This window comes from Coraliomargarita parva, from assembly GCF_027257905.1.
GTDB classification, from domain to species: domain Bacteria; phylum Verrucomicrobiota; class Verrucomicrobiia; order Opitutales; family Coraliomargaritaceae; genus Coraliomargarita_A; species Coraliomargarita_A parva.
Genome location: NZ_JAPZEI010000001.1, coordinates 163,346 through 180,497, shown reverse-complemented (window position 1 = coordinate 180,497; position 17,152 = coordinate 163,346). Strand labels below are relative to the sequence as shown.

Genomic DNA, 17,152 nt, shown 5'->3' with positions numbered 1-17,152 from the left:
GGAGGGCGGCCCTCTGTGGCCGCCGCAGCGTTGTAAGCTGTAGTGTTATGTGTGAGTGATGGCAAGATTCGCGGTTGCGACGGAGCGCAACCCTCCCAGCGGGGTATCGTGATCGCTCGGGTCCGGTGGAGGGCGGCCCTCTGTGGCCGCCGCAGCGTTGTAAGCTGTAGTGTTATGTGTGAGTGATGGCAAGATTCGCGGTTGCGACGGAGCGCAACCCTCCGGAACAGAGGCCTCCACGGTAAATGACGATGAACCAGAATGGCACGGACTGAATGAGGGGAATTGAATATTTGGGCCGATCGAGGCTTGGGGCGGTAGTGGCTGCTTTAGCTGCCATATTACGTCCTGCAGGTGCGTCGACTTGCTGGCGACTGAAGTCGCCACTACGGATCATTGCCTTAAGTCCGTGCCATTCACAATGAACCCTAAAAAGGCCGCCATGTTCAGACATGGCGGCCTCGTTGTTGCCCGGATCGAGCAAGCTCTTATTCGGTGTAATTCTCGAGCACTTCCATTTGGAAGGAGTCGACCGTATAGCTGTTGGTTGGTGAACAATCCAAAGCATAGTCCGACCAGTTCTTCCCACCGGCCCAATAGGTGCCGCTCATGCCGTAGGCTTGGATGTGGGACATGAAGGGATCGAGAACGTTGTTCCAGCGGATGTCATCCTTCGGCGTGCCGTATTCACCGATGAACCCACGGACACCCTTTTCCTGACACCACAGGATGAACGGATGCACGCGTGCCAGACCCCGCAACGGGCTTGGGTTCTCGCTGTCATAGGAGCCGTATACGCCGTCGCCGCTCGGCCAGCTGCTGTCGAAGTAAACGTGTGCTTCATACATAACCTTGCCGGAAGGATCATATACGTCCAGGTCGGCATTGCTGGTGCGCCAGGCACTGGCACTGCTCCAGTTGTCCCCGCCGACGATGATCCAATTGCTTGTATCGACTTCGCGAATACCGTCGGTACCTGATTGTGCGGCTGCGGGCCAGAGGCCACCGGTGTCGTGCGGCTCGTTCATAATGCCGTAGCCGTAGATGGCGGACTCATTCTTGTAATGGTCGGCTATTTGTCGCCAGACATCCTCAAAGGCCGCATTCGGCACGTTTGTGCTACCGATCAGGTCTCCGTTGTAGCGGGCGTAGTTGTGCATATCGAGCACCACCTTCATGCCGCGGGCGCTGGCCATGGCGACGACCGCATCCAGGTTGGTGAAGTCGACCGCGCCGTAGAGCGAAGACTGGATACGCTCCCATGTGAACGGAATGCGGATCAGGTTGAGGCCCTTGGTATTGTAGTAGTTCCACTCGGCCGGATCGGTTTGCCAGAAGGCATAGCCGCCGAACTCAGCGCCGGCCAGATTGACGCCAAACATTTGGTTGAAGCCATCCGCTCCGGAGTGATCGTAGTAGGGGGCCGTGCTGTAGATGCCCCGTGTTTGGATCTGCTGTATACGTAAGCGACCGTTCAGTGATGAAGTGCTCGGGCTCACGTTTGTCATCACCAAGGACGTATTGGCGTCGACGATCATGTCCGTGAATTCAAAGGTCGATGTTGTTATGTCAAAGACAGCGGATTGTGCGACGCCTTCACTTGTCCAGCTGATGTGGAGCTGCTCATCGCCATCCAGTTCACGCCAACTGATTGCATCGAGCTGGGTGTCGTGGTCCGCGATGAGGGTGATACTTTCGCCGCGGTCAAAACGGCCGACGTAGGCTTCGCCGACACCGAAGCCGGTGGCCTCGTAGCCGAAATAGTCACTCGTCGCCCCGGTAAAGTCAGGTGCGGTCGGGACGGTGATATCGACTCCGGACTGAGCAGTGAAGGTGTAGGTGATATCGGTCCCACCATTCTCGGGGGCGATGAGGGTGCCCGACATCGTGTAGTCTCCGCCGGTCGCATTCCAGGGCCACAGGTCCCAGGTGTTGAGTAGTTGTATGGCACCTGCCGAGAGCCCTTCCGGTTCCGGCAGCGCCGTTTGGAAGGCGATGTCGATATAGTTGACCCGCAGACGTCCATCCAGATAGGCGCTGCTGCCGCTGACATTGACGATTTCCAGGGGTGTATTGGCATCCGGATAGATGCCGACGAAGGGCAGTTCGGTGTAGAAGGCACCGGACGGTACGGCAATGGTTGTGCTGAGCGGCACGCCATCACTCGTCCAAGTCAGATACAGGGTTTCATCGCCGCTGTATTCGGCCCAGCGGATTGCCTGAAGCTCGAAGGCTTGTTCGGCTTGGATGGTGAAACTCTCACCACGGGTGAAGCGCCCAGCCCAGGACTCGCCCACACCGAAGCCGGTGCCTTCGACGCCGAAGATGGAGCTGCTTGCGCTTGTGAAGTCGGGCAGGTCCGGATCGCTGATGTCGATCCCGGAGAGCGGGTCGGAGAAGCTGACCAGCACGTCACCGTGAATTGTGTCGGTGACGCTGGCACTGAATGCAGTGTCGCCGCCGACCAGATTCCAGGGGCTGGTCGTCCAGGACTGGAGACGGTGGGTTTCGCCGACTTCGGGGAGCACAATGCCGTCGATCAATTCGACAATGACCTGTTTTATGCGGAGACGACCATTCACGCCGGCACTACTATCGCTGACGTTTGTGATCGTCACGGGTGTATTTGCATCGACCGTGATTTCACTGAATGCGGTGGTCGTGTAGAAGGCGCCGGTTGCCAGATCGAATAATTCGCTCATCTGCAGACCGCCGCTGGTCCAACTGATTTGGATGCTTTCGTCACCCTGATACTCGGCCCAGCTGATACCGTTCAGTTGGAATGCGTGATCCGCTTGAAACGAAAAGCTTTCGTTTCGGTCGAAGCGTCCGACGGTGGTTTCGCCCACACCGAAGCCGGTGCCCTCGACGCCGAAGAAACTGGCGGTCGCGGAGCTGCTGTCGGGGTTCGCCGGGTCGGTGATGTCGACTCCGTCGAGTGGGTTTGCAAAACTGAAGACGGCGTCCGTGCCACCTTCATAGACCGGGTCGGTTTGAGTGGCCGAGAAGGAGGTTGCGCCTCCGGTGAGGTTCCAAGGGCTGGAAGACCAGTTTTGGAGGGTGATGGCTGCATTGCCCAGCACGGGGCTGAGCAAGATGAGTCCACATTGAAGCAGACTCCGGCTGCTTATTGAGGAGCAGTCGATCTTCATGGGTATCCTTTGTTTGGGGGTGGGGGAGATGCCCAACGACCTGGTGAATGATGCGCCCGCCATCTGCGATGGATGGCGCATCATTCGGCTCGTTGGACTAAGAGGCAGAAATGAAGCTGTTTAAGAGTAGACTGTAAGAAGGGCTTAGAGCGTCAGCTGCAGTTTGAGGAACTGCTGTGCGTCGCTACCGGCGATTTTAACCCGGACTTTCTTCAAAATGGCAGTTCCATCACCGTCGGGATCCGGGTCGAGGGTTTCTTCGATCACATTGACATCATCCACCACCAAACTGTCCCAGCCGCCGGTGAGATCGAGTGTGGAAAGGTAGTCGAAGATGACATCCTCAGCATTTACGTTTTCTCGAAAGATAAAATTCAACCATGGGCCGTCAGCTGTTTCACTATCATAAGCTGCGTAAGGTCTGTCAGAGGCAGGCACTGTTTCCAATGGAGAGAGATCGAGGGCGTAGGCCATCGCGTTGCTGATACCATCTTTGTTGGGGTCTGCCTCCTCAGATGAATCTTCACCGCCCCAGTCGATGGCATCGGCCCAGGTGCTGTAGCGGGGTGCATTTTCATCCACGGTGGTTGCGAGCAAAGCGTCGCGCAGAACTACGGCGACCATCGCGTAGGACGTTCCCCTGAGGTGTGTGCCGTCGCTGGTCATGTAGTCATTGGTGCCGTTACTCAGCCAGTAGTGGTCGTCGGTGGGATCGGCTACGACGGCCAGGTTCTCAAGCACAAGATCGATGTCGCCATTGGCCAGCGAAGTTTGGAAACCGGCATTGAGCTCGTCGCGCTTGCCGCTGTCCCCGGCGTCCACATCGCCCCATCCTGTGTTGGGTGTTTGGTCTTCCAAGCTGATCCAGTTGTAGGTCACAGAGGTTGTGCGGGGCATCAGCTGGGTGCGGATGATTTTCTGAATGCCTTCAGCGCGGCACAGTGCCCAAAGTTCATCCAAGCGGCCTTGGATTGTGCTGACCGTTCCGGTGCCGCTGCTGCCAAGGTCGTTGGTGCCGTATTCTTCGACCGCAACATTGGCGTACTTGAGGAAATGCCGTTGACGTGGATTGGCGGCTCTGGTTGGGGCTGTGGACGCGGCTCCGTGGCGGGTGAGGTTGAAGGTGGCGAAAGTATTTGCTCCGGACTCGTCAACCGCGGCACGGCAGAAAAAGCCGAAGCCGGAGATGGTGCTGTAGGAGCTACTGGCATCGCCGGAGCCATCAAGGATACTGTCACCGATACCGATGACCGACAAGTAGCCGGGTTCCGTATAGCGTCCAAGGAACATAGTGGGCAAACCGCGTGTGCGGGCATATTGATCTGTGATTGACGGGACGGATCCGGTGGTGTCATAGGTGCCCGGATCATTGGCGGGATCATAGAGGATGAATTTCGAACCGCTGTAGCCGGTCGGATTGCCTTGCGAGACAAAACCACTTGCGGGAATACTGCCTTTGATGTTGAGCCAGAAGACTTCGTCACGCTGGGGGGTGCCGCCCGTCCACACACTCGAGTCGATGGCATCTGCCAGCCAGTAAGGCTCGGTGTCGTCGGCAGGCATGACGAGTTGGCGGGAGCCGTTGAATGTAACCGGCACGACTTGTCCGTCCGATGCGCGTTCCAGCCAGGCATATTCGATGGTGACCTCGTTCGTGATGGCCGTTTCATCGTTGTAGTTCAGAAACCAGTTCATGAAGCCGATCTGGATTTCGTCGACCGGTCCTCCGAGCTGGTGTGGTGTGCGGTGCCAGAAGGCCGTTCTGGTCTCATTCGTGCCCTGCCGGTAGACGCCGATCCGTGCGCCGGTGGCGACGTAGCGAAGCGGTTCGACCGCCTGTAGCTGTAGGGCAAATCCGGCCAGAAGGGCCAGTTTTAGACAGGACTTGAGGTAATTCAATCGTTGCATAACGGGGAATAAGGTGGGCCTGGCAGTCTCTCTTTGGACATAGGCTGCATGGCGGTTGTGATTTTATTTTGTCCTTCCTAGGAACTTTTAGGTGAAGCTGCCAGCGAGTGCATCTGCAACTAGTTGCGCGATTGCGCTTGATCGTCCTCCGGCTATCTTCATTCTACAAATAGTTGTGTGCGCCTCCCATAAACAGTCTCAGTCCGGTTCCCGGGTGACGATGAAAGATGTCGCGACGGCGGCGGGAGTTTCGTCGTCGACCGTCTGTCGTGCCTTGAACTCGAATCCGCAGATTCCTGAAGCGACCCGAAAACGCATCCAGAAGGTGGCTGAGGAGCTGGGCTACCGTCCGGACCCCTTGCTCTCCGCGTTCGCCTCGCGCCGCCGTGGACGCAAGCTGGGGTCGAGCGTCACGACGATCGCCTACATCACGAACTTTGCAACGCGAGATGAATGGCGGGAGAACCCATTTTACAAGCGCTGCTATGAGGGCATCCGGGAACGGGTGGAAAGCCTCGGCTACAAGCTCGAGCACTTCTGGTTGGGAGAGACGGGTATGAACGCCCAGCGCTTGAGCCGCATCCTCTACAACCGGGGCATCCTCGGGATTTGCGTGGCACCGATGGCTCATGTGCGTGAGCCGATTGCGATTGAATGGGAGCGCTTTAGTTGCGTGACCATCGGCTATTCGGTCATGACCCCAATTCTGCACCGCAGCACGCCGCACCATTACCACGGCATGCAGCTCGCGATACGCCAACTGTATGATCTGGGCTACGACCGGATCGGGCTCTGCCTCTTTTCCGATACCAGCCGGCGTGTGGATGAACTCTGGCTTTCCGCTGCCTTTCTCGCACAAAACGGTCGTCTCGTACTCAAAGGCGTTGAAGCGCGCGATTTCGCGATCAAGACCTATCTCTTTGATGACAACACGCTCGCGGATGTGCCGGACTGGTGCCGGCGTGAAAAACTGGATGTCGTGATCAGTGACAACCGGATTGTCGCGCAGACGATGCGCAATGCCGGCATCTCAGTCCCGGGCGAGGTCGACATCGCTACCTTGAACTGGAATGAAGCCAACGGCGGGGTGGCCGGGATCAACCAGCGTCCCGACAAGATCGGCGCCGCGGCCATGGACATGTTGATCGGCCAGATGCAACGCGGGGAACGCGGCATTCCCGACGTGCCCCTGACCACCATGGTCGAGGGCGTCTGGGTGGATGGTAAGAGTCTCAGTCTGGTCGACCGAACTTGAGCAGTCTAGTTTGCTTAAAGCTAGTTTGTTCAGGCCCCTCAACTGAGCATTGTTCCCGAGCCTTCGGCTTTCGCATTACTGGCCGGTTGCTTTGGGCTGGCTTTTGTCATGCTGCGCCGCCGGTAGGGGAGTGGTTCGACACAATTTCGACGGCCCGGATGTTTGTCCGGGCTTTTGGGGTGCATCGTCAAGTACGGGGGAGGCCTGAGTGAAGTCTGCGAATTCCGTCAGGGCAGTAATAGAGTGGGACCCCTCCGACCCTTGCAAGCAGAGGAGGAATCTGGGTGTCTGGTTCGTTCCCCATAACAAGGCTTAGTTTAGAAGTCTGGATATCCGGGGGCGGCTAAAATGCCTATCGCAACCAATTGCGTGCAAGGCTTCTTGTGTCTATTTCAACGAGTGCGATAATTTTCCCTAAATATAAACTATAAACCCCACTCAAACCCTAAATTCATATGAATCTGAAACGATACAAGTTAACCTCGCTTCTTGCTGCGCCTTTATTTCTTGGTGGCGCTTTGCACGGTCAATTATACTGGGACACCAACGGAAGCACTGCAGGTGCCGGCACCATTGCGGATGGAACTTGGGATGCTGCTGCTACGGCAAACTGGACGACTGACTCCGCCGGTGCGGCTGCGACCGTTGATTACACCACAGGAGCTATCACAGATGTCGTATTTTCCGCAGGGGCCGATATGACCAGTGCCGTGGTTGTTATTTCTGGAACACAGGCATTAAGCAGTATAACAATCGAGGAGGGGGATGTCGCCTTTAGTGGCAGTGCTTTCTCCAATGCCAGCTCTGGCAATATTCTCTTTACAGTAGGCGATAGTGCCAGTGCCACATTTTCGCAGGACCTTGGCGCAGTTAACGGGGACTTTAATGTGCTAGGGAGCGGTAATCTATCAATCAATGCCATTCGTGGCGGAAGTTACATGACTAAGAGTGGGGATGGAACACTGACGGTGAATCGTCTCGATGGTTACTTGATCGTGGACGCAGGTAAAGTGATCTACACCGGTTCTGTGGGAGCCAAACTCAAGAATACAACAGTTAATGCCGACGGCACACTTGAGCTTACTGGTTCAGCATTCGATGGCGTGAACCGCAATCTTACATTGAATGGCAGCTTCATCATGGCTGCCGGCTTGAGCCAAGGGGTTAATTACCTGAATGGTGCTGGTTCCATTAGTGGTGGGGCTGGTGCTAGCTTAACTGTCCAGAACGGTACCTTTTCGGGCACAATTACGGATATTTCCCTTATTGCTAATAGCGGCGCACACACCTTGGCCGACGGTTCTTCAATGGAATTCACAATCGGAGCCGACACTGTTTCGAATTCGATTTCCGGTTCCGGCACGATTAACCTCAATGGTCTTTTCACATTCGATCTAAGCGGTGCGGATTTAACCGAGGGCAACAGTTGGTTGGTTGTTGATGTGGATACTTTGACTGAGACATTCGGTGCCACCTTCAGCATTGCCGACTTTACTGAGTCAAGCGGTGTTTGGACCTACGATTTCAACAGTCAGTTGGTCTTTTCTGAAGCGACTGGATATTTGACCGTGGTTCCCGAGCCTTCGACCTTTGCACTCCTGGCAGGTTGCCTCGGGCTGACTTTCGTGATGTTGCGTCGTCGCCGCTAACGAAAACATATTTGTTCCATTTCCAAAGCCCGGGGAGCCCCCGGGCTTTTTTTGTTCATCGTCATCAACAGTGGAAGCTTCTGTTCTGGAGGGCTGCGCTCTGTCGCAGCCGCGAATCTTGCGATCACTCACGAATGACATTGTAGCTTACAACGCAGCGGCGGCCACAGAGGTCCGCCCTCCATGGCTCGCGTTGATCGGTCGAAGCGACTGTCATCGCTTCGCTACGGCAAGTCCTCAAGTCTACGATGTGTGGCCGTCCAGTGATTGGGACGGGGTGGCAGAATGTCAAAAACTAGTATAGTGCCGGTTTCGCAACTAATTGCGTGCGGGATGGTTAGCTGATCGCTGGAGCTGTTGTTTGTATCTGCAGCCACTTGCCCCGAGTCGTTATGAAGAAAGTATTACTGACCCGTCTATTCCTGTGCTCGCTCGCTTACCATCTTGGCGTGGAAGCGAATGCTGAAGTCGTCACCGCAACTGACTTTGAAGCGCCGGAGCATCCCGCAGGTCCGTTGACGATGTCGAGTCGCCCGCTTCAGGGGAATAACTACGGCGGCAGGCTGGGGTTTACGATTGCCACCAGCGACCGGATTCAGCCTTTCGGTGCGGACAATCAATTTGTCATTTTGAACGGAAGTAAAACCGCCCGAAACGGGAACGATGTGGGGAAGGGCGAGTCATTTCTCGGCTGGTTTAAAGAGATTTCTCTCCTCTCGACTTATAGCTTCGATCTCTATGAGCCATCCGGACAGGATGGGGTGGTGCGATTCGGATTGGGGGATCTGGACCTGAATGAGCAGCGGGGCTATGTTTCCTGGGGACTCGGGAACGGAGTGATCAAGACGGGTTTGAATACGGAACAGGTGAGTGGTCCGCCGCCCCGTCTTGAGGAGGACCGTCCGTATAAGATCTATGTCTTCTATAACGGGAGTGGTGCCGCTCAGGCGATTGAAGGGCTCGAAGTGCCGTCCTTGGCACCGGGGCAGTGTGCTCTCTATATCCAGGACAAACTGACCGGCGAGCTGTATGACGGTGGCCGATACAGACATACCGGCAGTCTGGCTGCGCCAAGTACTTTTGTCTTTCGTGCCTTCTCGGGCGACAAGGGACAGGCCTACGTCGATAACCTGTCGTTCGGCGACCAGCTGCAGGTGGACATTCCCGAGCCGGCGGTCATGGCCTTGTTTTTCGGGATCGCCTGTCTGGGATTCGCGCTCTACCGCAAAGCGAAAAACCGGGCTTGATGCCAGATGCTGGTGTACCAGCTCTGAGATCGTCTGAAAGACGCGTCTATGCAGTTGGCACTGCGCGCAGAGCTGGCAACACCGCGTATCGACTTACGAGCCCCGACGCCTCGCCATCTTGGATATCATTCCGGCGGCATCGGTCATCATCCGGCTTACGCCGTATGCGACATCCGCGCGAAGCATCGACGGTCACGTCGGTGACGGATTCCTGGAACGCCAGAATTTATTCGAAGCGGTATCACAGTTCCTCCCCTGTTTAGGGGAGGTCACCTGCTTGCCAGGTGGGAGGGGTATCCGCAGCATTCTAAGACCGTGAATTCCAATCCACTCGGTATCGGTTTTGTATGGACCATTAAAACCGTACGAGTTCAGTTCGCTGATTCTGAATCACGACGATCCAAAAAAACGCCGGGAAGGGTTCCCGGCGTTGGTCTCAAAGTATGCGAATGACGTGCTTCGGTCTGAACCGGTCGATCAAATATAACCGCGGCGGTCTTCCAGATCCTTCCGGATGTCGGCACAGCGTTGACGGGTCAACGGATAGAACCATACGGACAAGAGGGCGATTGCCCAGATGATGGCCGGAAGGAAGAGGTAGATGTGGAACATTTGATCAATGACCGCTTGTGGCTGATGTTCCAATTTGGAATCAAATCCTGAAATCTTCAATACGAAGCCGCTGATCCCCATGGACAGGACGAGTGAGGTCTTAATAAACCAGGAATAAAAGGCGTTGATGGAGCCTTCGCGTCGACGGTGAGTGTGTACTTCGTCCCAGTCGGCCACATCGGCTTTCATTGAAGGGACAAAGAGCCAGACGGCGCTGATTGCAGAGGATTCAAAGAAGCCCGAAATGATCATCAGATAGGGATGTTCGGGATTCATCAGGAAGAAGTTGAACAAGTGTCCGAAAATACAGGTGCACAGCATCGTCATGACTGCGACGCGCTTGTCGTATTTATCCCCCAGCCAAGTGAAAAACGGGAGTAGGGCGATTCCGGATACGGCCAGGAGCGAGCCTTTCAGTCCGGCAATGGTGCCGGACTGGATCATGTCCCCGTCACAGACATAGTAAATCGCCACATAAGTGCCCAGACTGCTGATTGCGGTGTAGCCCATGACCAGAAAGAAAGAAGCGCTGATGAGCGACCACAGGGGCGTACAGGTGACCGATTCCTTGATACTTTTGAAGAAGGGGTCCTTTTTCTGGGTCTTGGCTTCCTTGTTGTAGTAGCGCTCTTTGACAAAGATGGCCGGAATGATGGCCGCAAACAGAATCAACAGTGCCAGCACCCAGCACATGATTTTCATCCCCAGCACGATCGGTCTGTCGTCCTGATGGTTTCCGGCAAAGCCAGTGAGCATGGGGTGGAGAAAGCTTCCGATCGATTGGACCCATTCTGGCTTGTCCTCCAAGGCGGCGGGATCGCCCTTTGCCACAGTGCCGACAAATACGATGACGAGGAAGGCCCAGCCCGTGAAGAAGGATGTGATTTTCCCGACGAACGCTGCGACCATATTCAGGCGGGTACGCTCGTCGTAATTGGGTGTCAGCTCCAGTTGTAAGCCATAATACGGCATGGACCAGCTGGTGAAGCTGGTGAAATAAATCAGTCCGATGACGGTGAGGTAGACGAATCTCGCCTTGTCTTGATTACTTAAGTCGTCGCTGAGGAAAGGGATGTGATTCGCGATTCGGACCAGCCATGAAGTTCCGTTCAGGACGCTTTCAGGGAAATTCCAGATAAAGGGGAAGATGACTGCGGTGGTGATGGCCGCAAAGAACATCCATGGGCGTCGGCGGCCCCAACGGGTACGCGTGTTGTCCGAAAGATTGCCGACCAAAGGATCGGAAACGGCATCCCAGGCGCGCATGATCATCAGGATCAGACCCAGAACCACGGGGCTCATATCCAGGCCTAGGTGGAAAAATGGCATCCAGAAAGTGCTGGTCACCATGCCGCTGGCAAACCATTCGGCTTTGCCGCCAAAGGAGAATGCGATCTTTTGTCCCAAGGGGATGCGGTCTTTTTCCGGGATGTGGGCAAAACCTACTTTGGAAGTGAACTTGAAAGACATAATTGAAAACGGGTAAATGGGTGGACCGGTTGGGGGCAAATGGCTTCGGGCCAAGCCGAACAGGAGCATCGTGGCTAAGATCCAGAACTGTAGCTTGAACCGAGGGCAGGTAAATTGGCTTGGAACGCAATTAGTTGCGTCCTTCATCTATCGCTTGCCGGAACCTCACAAACTGCCAGTATACTGCTATGAACTTTAAGGAAGATCAGCGTTTTCAGGAGGCGATTGCCGCCTTCGACTCACTCAACTCAAAGGATCCGAATACAGTCGAAGCCGGTGGGCAGACCTTGCCGAAGGAGCTGCACGATTCGCTGGCGATGACGCGCTGGATTGAGAAGTTATATCCGGATGCGGACGAAGCGGTTCACTTGGCGGCGCGCTGCCAACACCTGTGCCGGTGGGAAGTGCCGCGAAACAGTTATCCGGAAGGGCGCACCGGCTATCTGAAATGGCGGACGGATTTGAAGAAAATCCATGCGGAGCAAAGTTCGCAAGTGCTGCGCTCGGTCGGCTATGGCGACGAAATGATCGAAGCGGTGCAGGCGATTAACTTGAAGCAGGGGCTCAAGACGAATGAGGACGTGCAGCAGATCGAAGATGCGCTCTGTCTGGTGTTCCTTGAATCTCAGTTCGAAGGCTATCTTGACAAGTGGGAAGAGGCGAAGGTGATCGGCATCCTGCAGAAGACCTGGGCCAAAATGAGTGATCGGGGGCACGAGGCTGCCCTGCAGTTGCCGCTCTCGGATCGCGCACTGGCCCTGGTCAAAAAGGCTTTGGCTTAGTCGCAACACCCCTTGGTAGCCGAATTCGTGAGAATTTGGCCCGCGGGGCGAGTCAATCGTAGTGATGCGTTGATCTTGGGGAACAGAATGATTCGAGCAGCGCTGTGTTTTGAAACCACGAATGCACACGGATGTGCACGAATGCTGACAGCTTCGCATTCTATTTTCAGTGGTAGGGACGGATATCCCTTGTCCGCCGAGGCCGGGGGCGGGTCGCCGATCCCATCAATTCGCTGAGAACGGTGGATGTGTAAACAGCATGATGCTTTCAACCGGAGCGCTGGAATTGGCACTGTCACCGTCGTGAGCACGCCGCTGGAATAATCATTCTGTCACTAATTATTCTGTTCTACTCCGCTGTAAGCACGCCGCTGCTGGAATGATTCTGCCTCTCCCGTCGTGTTGGCAGGGGAAACAGAATGATTCGAGCAGCGCTGTGTTTTGAAACCACGAATGCACACGGATGTGCACGAATGCTGACAGCTCCGCATTCTATTTTCAGTGGTAGGGACGGATATCCTTATCCGTCCGTCGGGGCTGATTGAACCGCCGGCCGTGCTGAAATGGAGGAAAGGCAAAATGATTCTGACAACCCCGCATTCATTTGAGTAATCTCTGTAGCGAAGCGAAGACAGTTGCTTCGACCCGAGGCTGTATCCAATCACGCCTCCTGCCCTCCCCAATAGCTCCTCCTCTTTTCAAGGGGAGGGGGACCGCGAAGCGGTGGAGGGGTTCGCTCTCTTAGCTAGACCAGGCCCGCATCGTTGAAGCTATAATAGCCGAGGCCTTGCGGGTCCTTATTGCGCTGGCCGAGGATGATGTGATCAAGGAAGTCGATTCCGATAATGCCGGCGGCATCCCTCAACTGGCGGGTGATCTGGATGTCGGCACGGCTGGGCGCGGGGTCGCCGCTGGGATGGTTGTGGACCGCGATCACCGCGGTGGCGTTGCGTTTGATGGCTTCACGAAAGACTTCCCGCGGATGTGCGAGTGCGCTGGTGGCTGTGCCGGTGGTGGCTTCGACCCGGTGAATCAGGCGGTTTTTACGGTCGAGGCAGAGAACCCAGAATTTCTCAACCTCCAAGCTGGCGATTTCGGTTTGGAAGTGGCGTTGCACGACTTCCGGCGCATCAAAGACCATCGGTACGGACTCGTCCTCCCGGAGGATGCGGCGGGCGAATTCCATCACGGCCACGAGTTGCAGGGCCTTGACCTTTCCGATGCCGTGAACGGTCTCAAAGTCGCTGGCTGTCCAGCGCAGCAGCTGCCCCAGGCTCCCGGCGGTATCGATCAATGCGCCGGACATGCTCAGGACATCGGTGCCTTTCGGGCCGCTGCGCAGGAGCATGGCCAGCAGCTCCCTGTCGCTGAGGGCGGCGGGGCCATGCTTCTCCAGACGTTCCTGTGGACGTTCGCTGGCGGCCATATCCCGGATCCGTCGTGTGAGATACGGTTGCGGCAGCTTGGTGGTTGATTGTTGGAGATGTTTCACGGAGACTAGACTCAGGATCTAGCAACGAGTTCCTTGTTTCAATCTATAACTAACCGTCGTGAAATTTTCTCCAAACAAGCCCAGTATCTATGGCGAAACGCTGGAAAGCCTGACCGAGGCTGCCTTGGCGGCCGGCTACAAAGCCTTCCGTTCGAAGCAGGTGATGGAGTGGCTCTACAAGAAGCGGGTGGACCGCTGGGATGCCATGACGAACCTGCCCAAGGATTTCAGGGCCTGGCTGGACGCGAATTACATATTCTACCCGACCCGGCCGTTGATTGATAAGCGTTCGGATGATGTGACCCAGAAATTCCTCATGGAGCTGGAGGACAAGTCGCTGATTGAGACAGTGCTGATTCGTGCGCCGCAGACGGGTGTGGGGCAGGAAAAGTCGCGCAAGACGGTCTGTGTGTCGATCCAGGTCGGTTGTGCCTATGGCTGCAAGTTTTGTGCTTCGGGATTGGCCGGATTCCGGCGTAATTTGATGGCGGCTGAAGTGGTGTCACAGCTCATGCATATTTGCCGTATGGAAGACGCCCATACGGAACGGGCCAAGGACGAGATCGCGTCTTTCGACAACATTGTCTTCATGGGCATGGGCGAACCGCTTGCGAACTACGACACGCTGGTGAGGACGATCCAGATTCTAAATGCGGACTGGGGGCTGAACTTCGGGGCGCGCCGGATCACGGTTTCGACCTCGGGACTGGCGCCGCAGATTGAAAAGTTGGCGGAAGAGGGTGTGGCCGTGCGGCTGGCTATTTCCTTGCACGGGGCGACCAACGAGGTGCGTGACCAGATCATGCCGGTGAATAAGCGCTACCCCTTGGAGCAACTGCTGCCTGCGGCGAAGGCCTTCCAGCAGAAGCACGGGCGTATGTTGACGCTTGAATTCATTTTGATCGAAGAGGTGAACGACAGTTTGGAGCAGGCCCGGGAACTGGTTAAGATCGCCAAAGAGCTGCATGCGCACGTGAACTGTATTCCGTACAACAAGGTCGAGGGCTTGCCTTGGAAACGGCCCAGCCTGCGACGCCAGGATGCATTTGTCGATGTACTGAAGAAGGCCGGTATCTCGGTCACCATCCGTCGGGAAAAGGGACACGACATCAATGCGGCTTGCGGTCAACTGCGCCTGAAGACCGAGAAAGCCATGGCGGAGGCCGAGTCCCGGCCGGGAAACCCCTTTCTTAAGTCCGAATCATAAGTGTAGGCGTGGAACTGTGCCGCAGTTGCGGACTACTTGATTTCGCCCTTGCCGTGCACCACGTATTTATAGGTGCAGAGTTCGTTCAAGCCCATTGGCCCGCGGGCGTGCAGGCGGTCGGTTGAAATGCCGATTTCTGCGCCCAAGCCGAATTCGAAACCGTCGGTGAACCGGGTGGTGGCGTTGTGCATGACTGTGGAAGAATCTACGCCGGCGAGGAATTGCCGTGCACTCGCATCATCTTCGGTGACAATCGCGTCCGTATGACCGGAACTATTTGCATTGATCAGGTCGATGGCGGCTTTGGTGTCAGGGACGATCGTGATGGAGATGATCAGGTCATTATACTCCGTGGCAAAATCTTCAGCAGTTGCATCGACGAGGGGCAGGCCGCTGGCCGTCAGCAGGGCCTTGGCCTTCGCATCGACGCGCAGTTCGACGCCGTGGTCATGCAGGGCTTTGGCGATGCGCGGAAGTTGGGCGGCCGCATCCTGGTGCACGATGAGGTTTTCCGCAGCATTGCAAACGCTGGGACGCTGGCATTTCGAATTGATGGTGATGGCTTCAGCCATCTCCGGCTGGGCACTGGCATCGATATAGACCGAGCAGACACCCGTGTAATGCTTGATGACCGGGATCCGGCTATTCTCGACGGTAAACCGGATCAGGCTCTCTCCGCCGCGGGGAATGATGCAGTGGATGGTGTCGTCCTGCTTCAGGAGGACATTGAGCGCCCAGCGGTCGGTTGTCGGGATCAACTGGACCGCATGCTCATGGATGCCGCATTCGACCAGGCAATCGCGAATGATCTCGATTAACTTGCCGTTGCTATGGAAGGCCTCCTTGCCGCCGCGCAGGATGGAGGCATTGCCGGATTTCAGGCAGAGGATGGCGCAGTCTACAGTCACATTGGGCCGGGACTCATAGATGATGCCTATCACGCCCATGGGGACACGGATCTTGCGCAGGTCAAAGCCGCGGGGCGGGCTGAGACGCTCGATTTCTTCACCGACCGGATCGGGCAGGGCGGCGACCTGACGGACCCCGTCTGCCATGGATGCGATGCGTTCGGGAGTGAAAGTCAGGCGCTCGACCATCGGGCCCGAGAGGTCAAGTGCCTTGGCTGCCTCTAGATCGAGGGCATTGGCTTCGAGAATGGAATCGGTTTGCTCGACCAGACGCGTCGCCAGGGTTTCGAGAAACTTGTTCTTTGTCTGGGTCGACAGGGTGGCCAGCTCCAGGGAAGCCGTCCGGGCCTGACGGGCCATTTGCTCCACGAGCGAGGTAATTTGATCTGTGTCCATGCTAAGGCGATACGCTGTTTGCTTGAAGAATTTCGGAGTAGATGCTGTCGGCGAGTACGCTGCCGTGAACCTCGACCGCCGCCGAGCCCAGGAGTGAGGCGAGGGCGCCGCATTCGAGCAGGTCGAGTCCGCGAGACCAGCCATAAAGGAAGCCTGCAGCCCAAAGGTCACCGGCGGCGGTCGTGTCGATCACTTGCTTGGCCGGCACGGGGGCGATTTTCACGATACGGTCGCCTTCGGCGACGTAAGAGCCCTCGGGGCCGACCTTGACTGCGGCAATCCGGCAAAGCTTGGCCAGGCTGGTGGCCATGGCGGCATAGTCGCCCTTGATCCCGGTAAAGGCCTCCGCCTCTTCCTCATTGGCAAAGACCAGATCCACATGGCTTTCCAGAATCTCTGACAAGACCTCACCGGCGGCACCCACGACTTCATAGGACGCCAAGTCCAGGCTGATGGTGCATCCGGCAGTTTTCGCGCATTCCAGTACGCGGCGCATCAGGGCTTCGTTGAAGAGCAGGTAGCCTTCGATATGGGCATGGGTGTAACCGGCAAAATCTTCGGGAGTGACCTCTTCGGGATTCAGGGTCATGGCCGCACCGAGGTCGGTGCGCATGGTGCGTTCCCCGTCCGGAGTGACCAGCGAAAGGCAGCGTCCGTTCGGGACATCGCCGATCTTGAAGCCGCTGTGGTCGCCGCCGAGCTGCACGAAGCTGTCGCGGTAAAAGCTGCCGTAGCCGCAATTGCCTGTCTTGCCGATAAATCCGGCCGCCGCTCCCAGTCGAGCGAGTGTGAAGAGAGTATTGCCGGAAGAGCCGCCGGGGGTCCGGACCGGCGGCTGGGGCAGTTCCTCGATGATGCTGTCCATCGTTTCGGGGGAGACATAGACCATGCCTCCCTTGCCGCCTTCGATACGGCCTAGGAATTCATCCGGGACGATCGCAATGGCATCCACGATCGGGCTGCCGACACCGATGATCTTGTAAACCTGACTCATGTGGGGGGATTGCTATAGATTTGCTGTTGGGACAAAAGCACAAAAAAGCCGCCGGTATGCGGACGATACCGGCGGCTAGG

The 17,152-nt window shown here is 56.5% G+C and carries 12 protein-coding genes; 6 read left to right on the top strand and 6 right to left on the bottom strand.

Annotated features, from left to right (window positions below):
• Nucleotides 1-488 precede the first annotated feature (488 nt).
• Both O2597_RS00675 and O2597_RS00670 read right to left on the bottom strand, forming a co-directional pair.
• Nucleotides 489-3,152 (bottom strand): glycoside hydrolase family 5 protein, encoded by a 2,664-nt coding sequence (locus O2597_RS00675; protein WP_269522241.1) that lies wholly within the window; start codon nt 3,150-3,152, stop codon nt 489-491.
• 144 nt (nt 3,153-3,296) lie between these two features.
• Entirely contained in the window at nt 3,297-5,060 is a 1,764-nt protein-coding gene (locus O2597_RS00670; RefSeq protein WP_269522240.1) for an SGNH/GDSL hydrolase family protein, read from the bottom strand.
• A 220-nt stretch (nt 5,061-5,280) separates the two neighbouring features.
• Between O2597_RS00670 and O2597_RS00665 the strand changes: the two genes are divergently transcribed.
• The 4 genes from O2597_RS00665 to O2597_RS00655 all read left to right on the top strand — a co-directional run bounded on the left by O2597_RS00665 (nt 5,281) and on the right by O2597_RS00655 (nt 9,211).
• Entirely contained in the window at nt 5,281-6,315 is a 1,035-nt protein-coding gene (locus O2597_RS00665; RefSeq protein WP_269522239.1) for a LacI family DNA-binding transcriptional regulator, read from the top strand.
• A gap of 42 nt (nt 6,316-6,357) precedes the next feature.
• Complete coding sequence (locus O2597_RS18680; RefSeq protein ID WP_425603709.1) at nt 6,358-6,441, top strand: PEP-CTERM sorting domain-containing protein; 84 nt, start codon at nt 6,358-6,360, stop codon at nt 6,439-6,441.
• A 329-nt stretch (nt 6,442-6,770) separates the two neighbouring features.
• Complete coding sequence (locus O2597_RS00660) at nt 6,771-7,964, top strand: PEP-CTERM sorting domain-containing protein (RefSeq protein ID WP_269522238.1); 1,194 nt, start codon at nt 6,771-6,773, stop codon at nt 7,962-7,964.
• 392 nt (nt 7,965-8,356) lie between these two features.
• The gene (locus O2597_RS00655) at nt 8,357-9,211 is read left to right on the top strand and encodes a hypothetical protein (protein WP_269522237.1); all 855 of its coding nucleotides are present in this window, start codon (nt 8,357-8,359) and stop codon (nt 9,209-9,211) included.
• Nucleotides 9,212-9,688: 477 nt separating this feature from the next.
• Here O2597_RS00655 and O2597_RS00650 read toward each other — a convergent pair whose 3' ends face one another.
• Nucleotides 9,689-11,293: an MFS transporter gene (locus O2597_RS00650; RefSeq protein WP_269522236.1), complete on the bottom strand. Its 1,605-nt coding sequence runs from the start codon at nt 11,291-11,293 to the stop codon at nt 9,689-9,691.
• Between the two features lie 188 nt (nt 11,294-11,481).
• Between O2597_RS00650 and O2597_RS00645 the strand changes: the two genes are divergently transcribed.
• Entirely contained in the window at nt 11,482-12,075 is a 594-nt protein-coding gene (locus O2597_RS00645; protein WP_269522235.1) for a DUF4202 domain-containing protein, read from the top strand.
• 745 nt (nt 12,076-12,820) lie between these two features.
• Here O2597_RS00645 and radC read toward each other — a convergent pair.
• Entirely contained in the window at nt 12,821-13,567 is a 747-nt protein-coding gene (gene radC / locus O2597_RS00640) for a RadC family protein (RefSeq protein WP_269522234.1), read from the bottom strand.
• Nucleotides 13,568-13,625: 58 nt separating this feature from the next.
• Between radC and rlmN the strand changes: the two genes are divergently transcribed.
• Nucleotides 13,626-14,774 carry a dual-specificity RNA methyltransferase RlmN gene (gene rlmN / locus O2597_RS00635; RefSeq protein WP_269522233.1) on the top strand — a complete coding sequence of 383 codons (1,149 nt, stop codon included), beginning with the start codon at nt 13,626-13,628 and terminating at the stop codon, nt 14,772-14,774.
• Nucleotides 14,775-14,806: 32 nt separating this feature from the next.
• On the opposite strand, the gene O2597_RS00630 is transcribed toward rlmN, so the two are convergent.
• Both O2597_RS00630 and O2597_RS00625 read right to left on the bottom strand, forming a co-directional pair.
• On the bottom strand, nt 14,807-16,078 hold the full coding sequence (locus O2597_RS00630) for a glutamate-5-semialdehyde dehydrogenase (protein WP_269522232.1): 1,272 nt from the start codon (nt 16,076-16,078) through the stop codon (nt 14,807-14,809).
• Nucleotide 16,079: 1 nt separating this feature from the next.
• On the bottom strand, nt 16,080-17,072 hold the full coding sequence (locus tag O2597_RS00625) for an adenosine kinase (protein ID WP_269522230.1): 993 nt from the start codon (nt 17,070-17,072) through the stop codon (nt 16,080-16,082).
• Nucleotides 17,073-17,152: the final 80 nt, after the last annotated feature.

What these genes read in the sequence shown, in the direction of transcription:
- O2597_RS00675 (WP_269522241.1), bottom strand. Translation starts at nt 3,152, where the DNA reads ATGAAGATCGACTGCTCCTCAATAAGCAGCCGGAGTCTGCTTCAATGT.
- O2597_RS00650 (WP_269522236.1), bottom strand. Translation starts at nt 11,293, where the DNA reads ATGTCTTTCAAGTTCACTTCCAAAGTAGGTTTTGCCCACATCCCGGAA.
- O2597_RS00645 (WP_269522235.1), top strand. Translation starts at nt 11,482, where the DNA reads ATGAACTTTAAGGAAGATCAGCGTTTTCAGGAGGCGATTGCCGCCTTC.
- O2597_RS00665 (WP_269522239.1), top strand. Translation starts at nt 5,281, where the DNA reads ATGAAAGATGTCGCGACGGCGGCGGGAGTTTCGTCGTCGACCGTCTGT.
- O2597_RS00670 (WP_269522240.1), bottom strand. Translation starts at nt 5,060, where the DNA reads ATGCAACGATTGAATTACCTCAAGTCCTGTCTAAAACTGGCCCTTCTG.
- O2597_RS00630 (WP_269522232.1), bottom strand. Translation starts at nt 16,078, where the DNA reads ATGGACACAGATCAAATTACCTCGCTCGTGGAGCAAATGGCCCGTCAG.
- O2597_RS00625 (WP_269522230.1), bottom strand. Translation starts at nt 17,072, where the DNA reads ATGAGTCAGGTTTACAAGATCATCGGTGTCGGCAGCCCGATCGTGGAT.
- O2597_RS00655 (WP_269522237.1), top strand. Translation starts at nt 8,357, where the DNA reads ATGAAGAAAGTATTACTGACCCGTCTATTCCTGTGCTCGCTCGCTTAC.
- O2597_RS00660 (WP_269522238.1), top strand. Translation starts at nt 6,771, where the DNA reads ATGAATCTGAAACGATACAAGTTAACCTCGCTTCTTGCTGCGCCTTTA.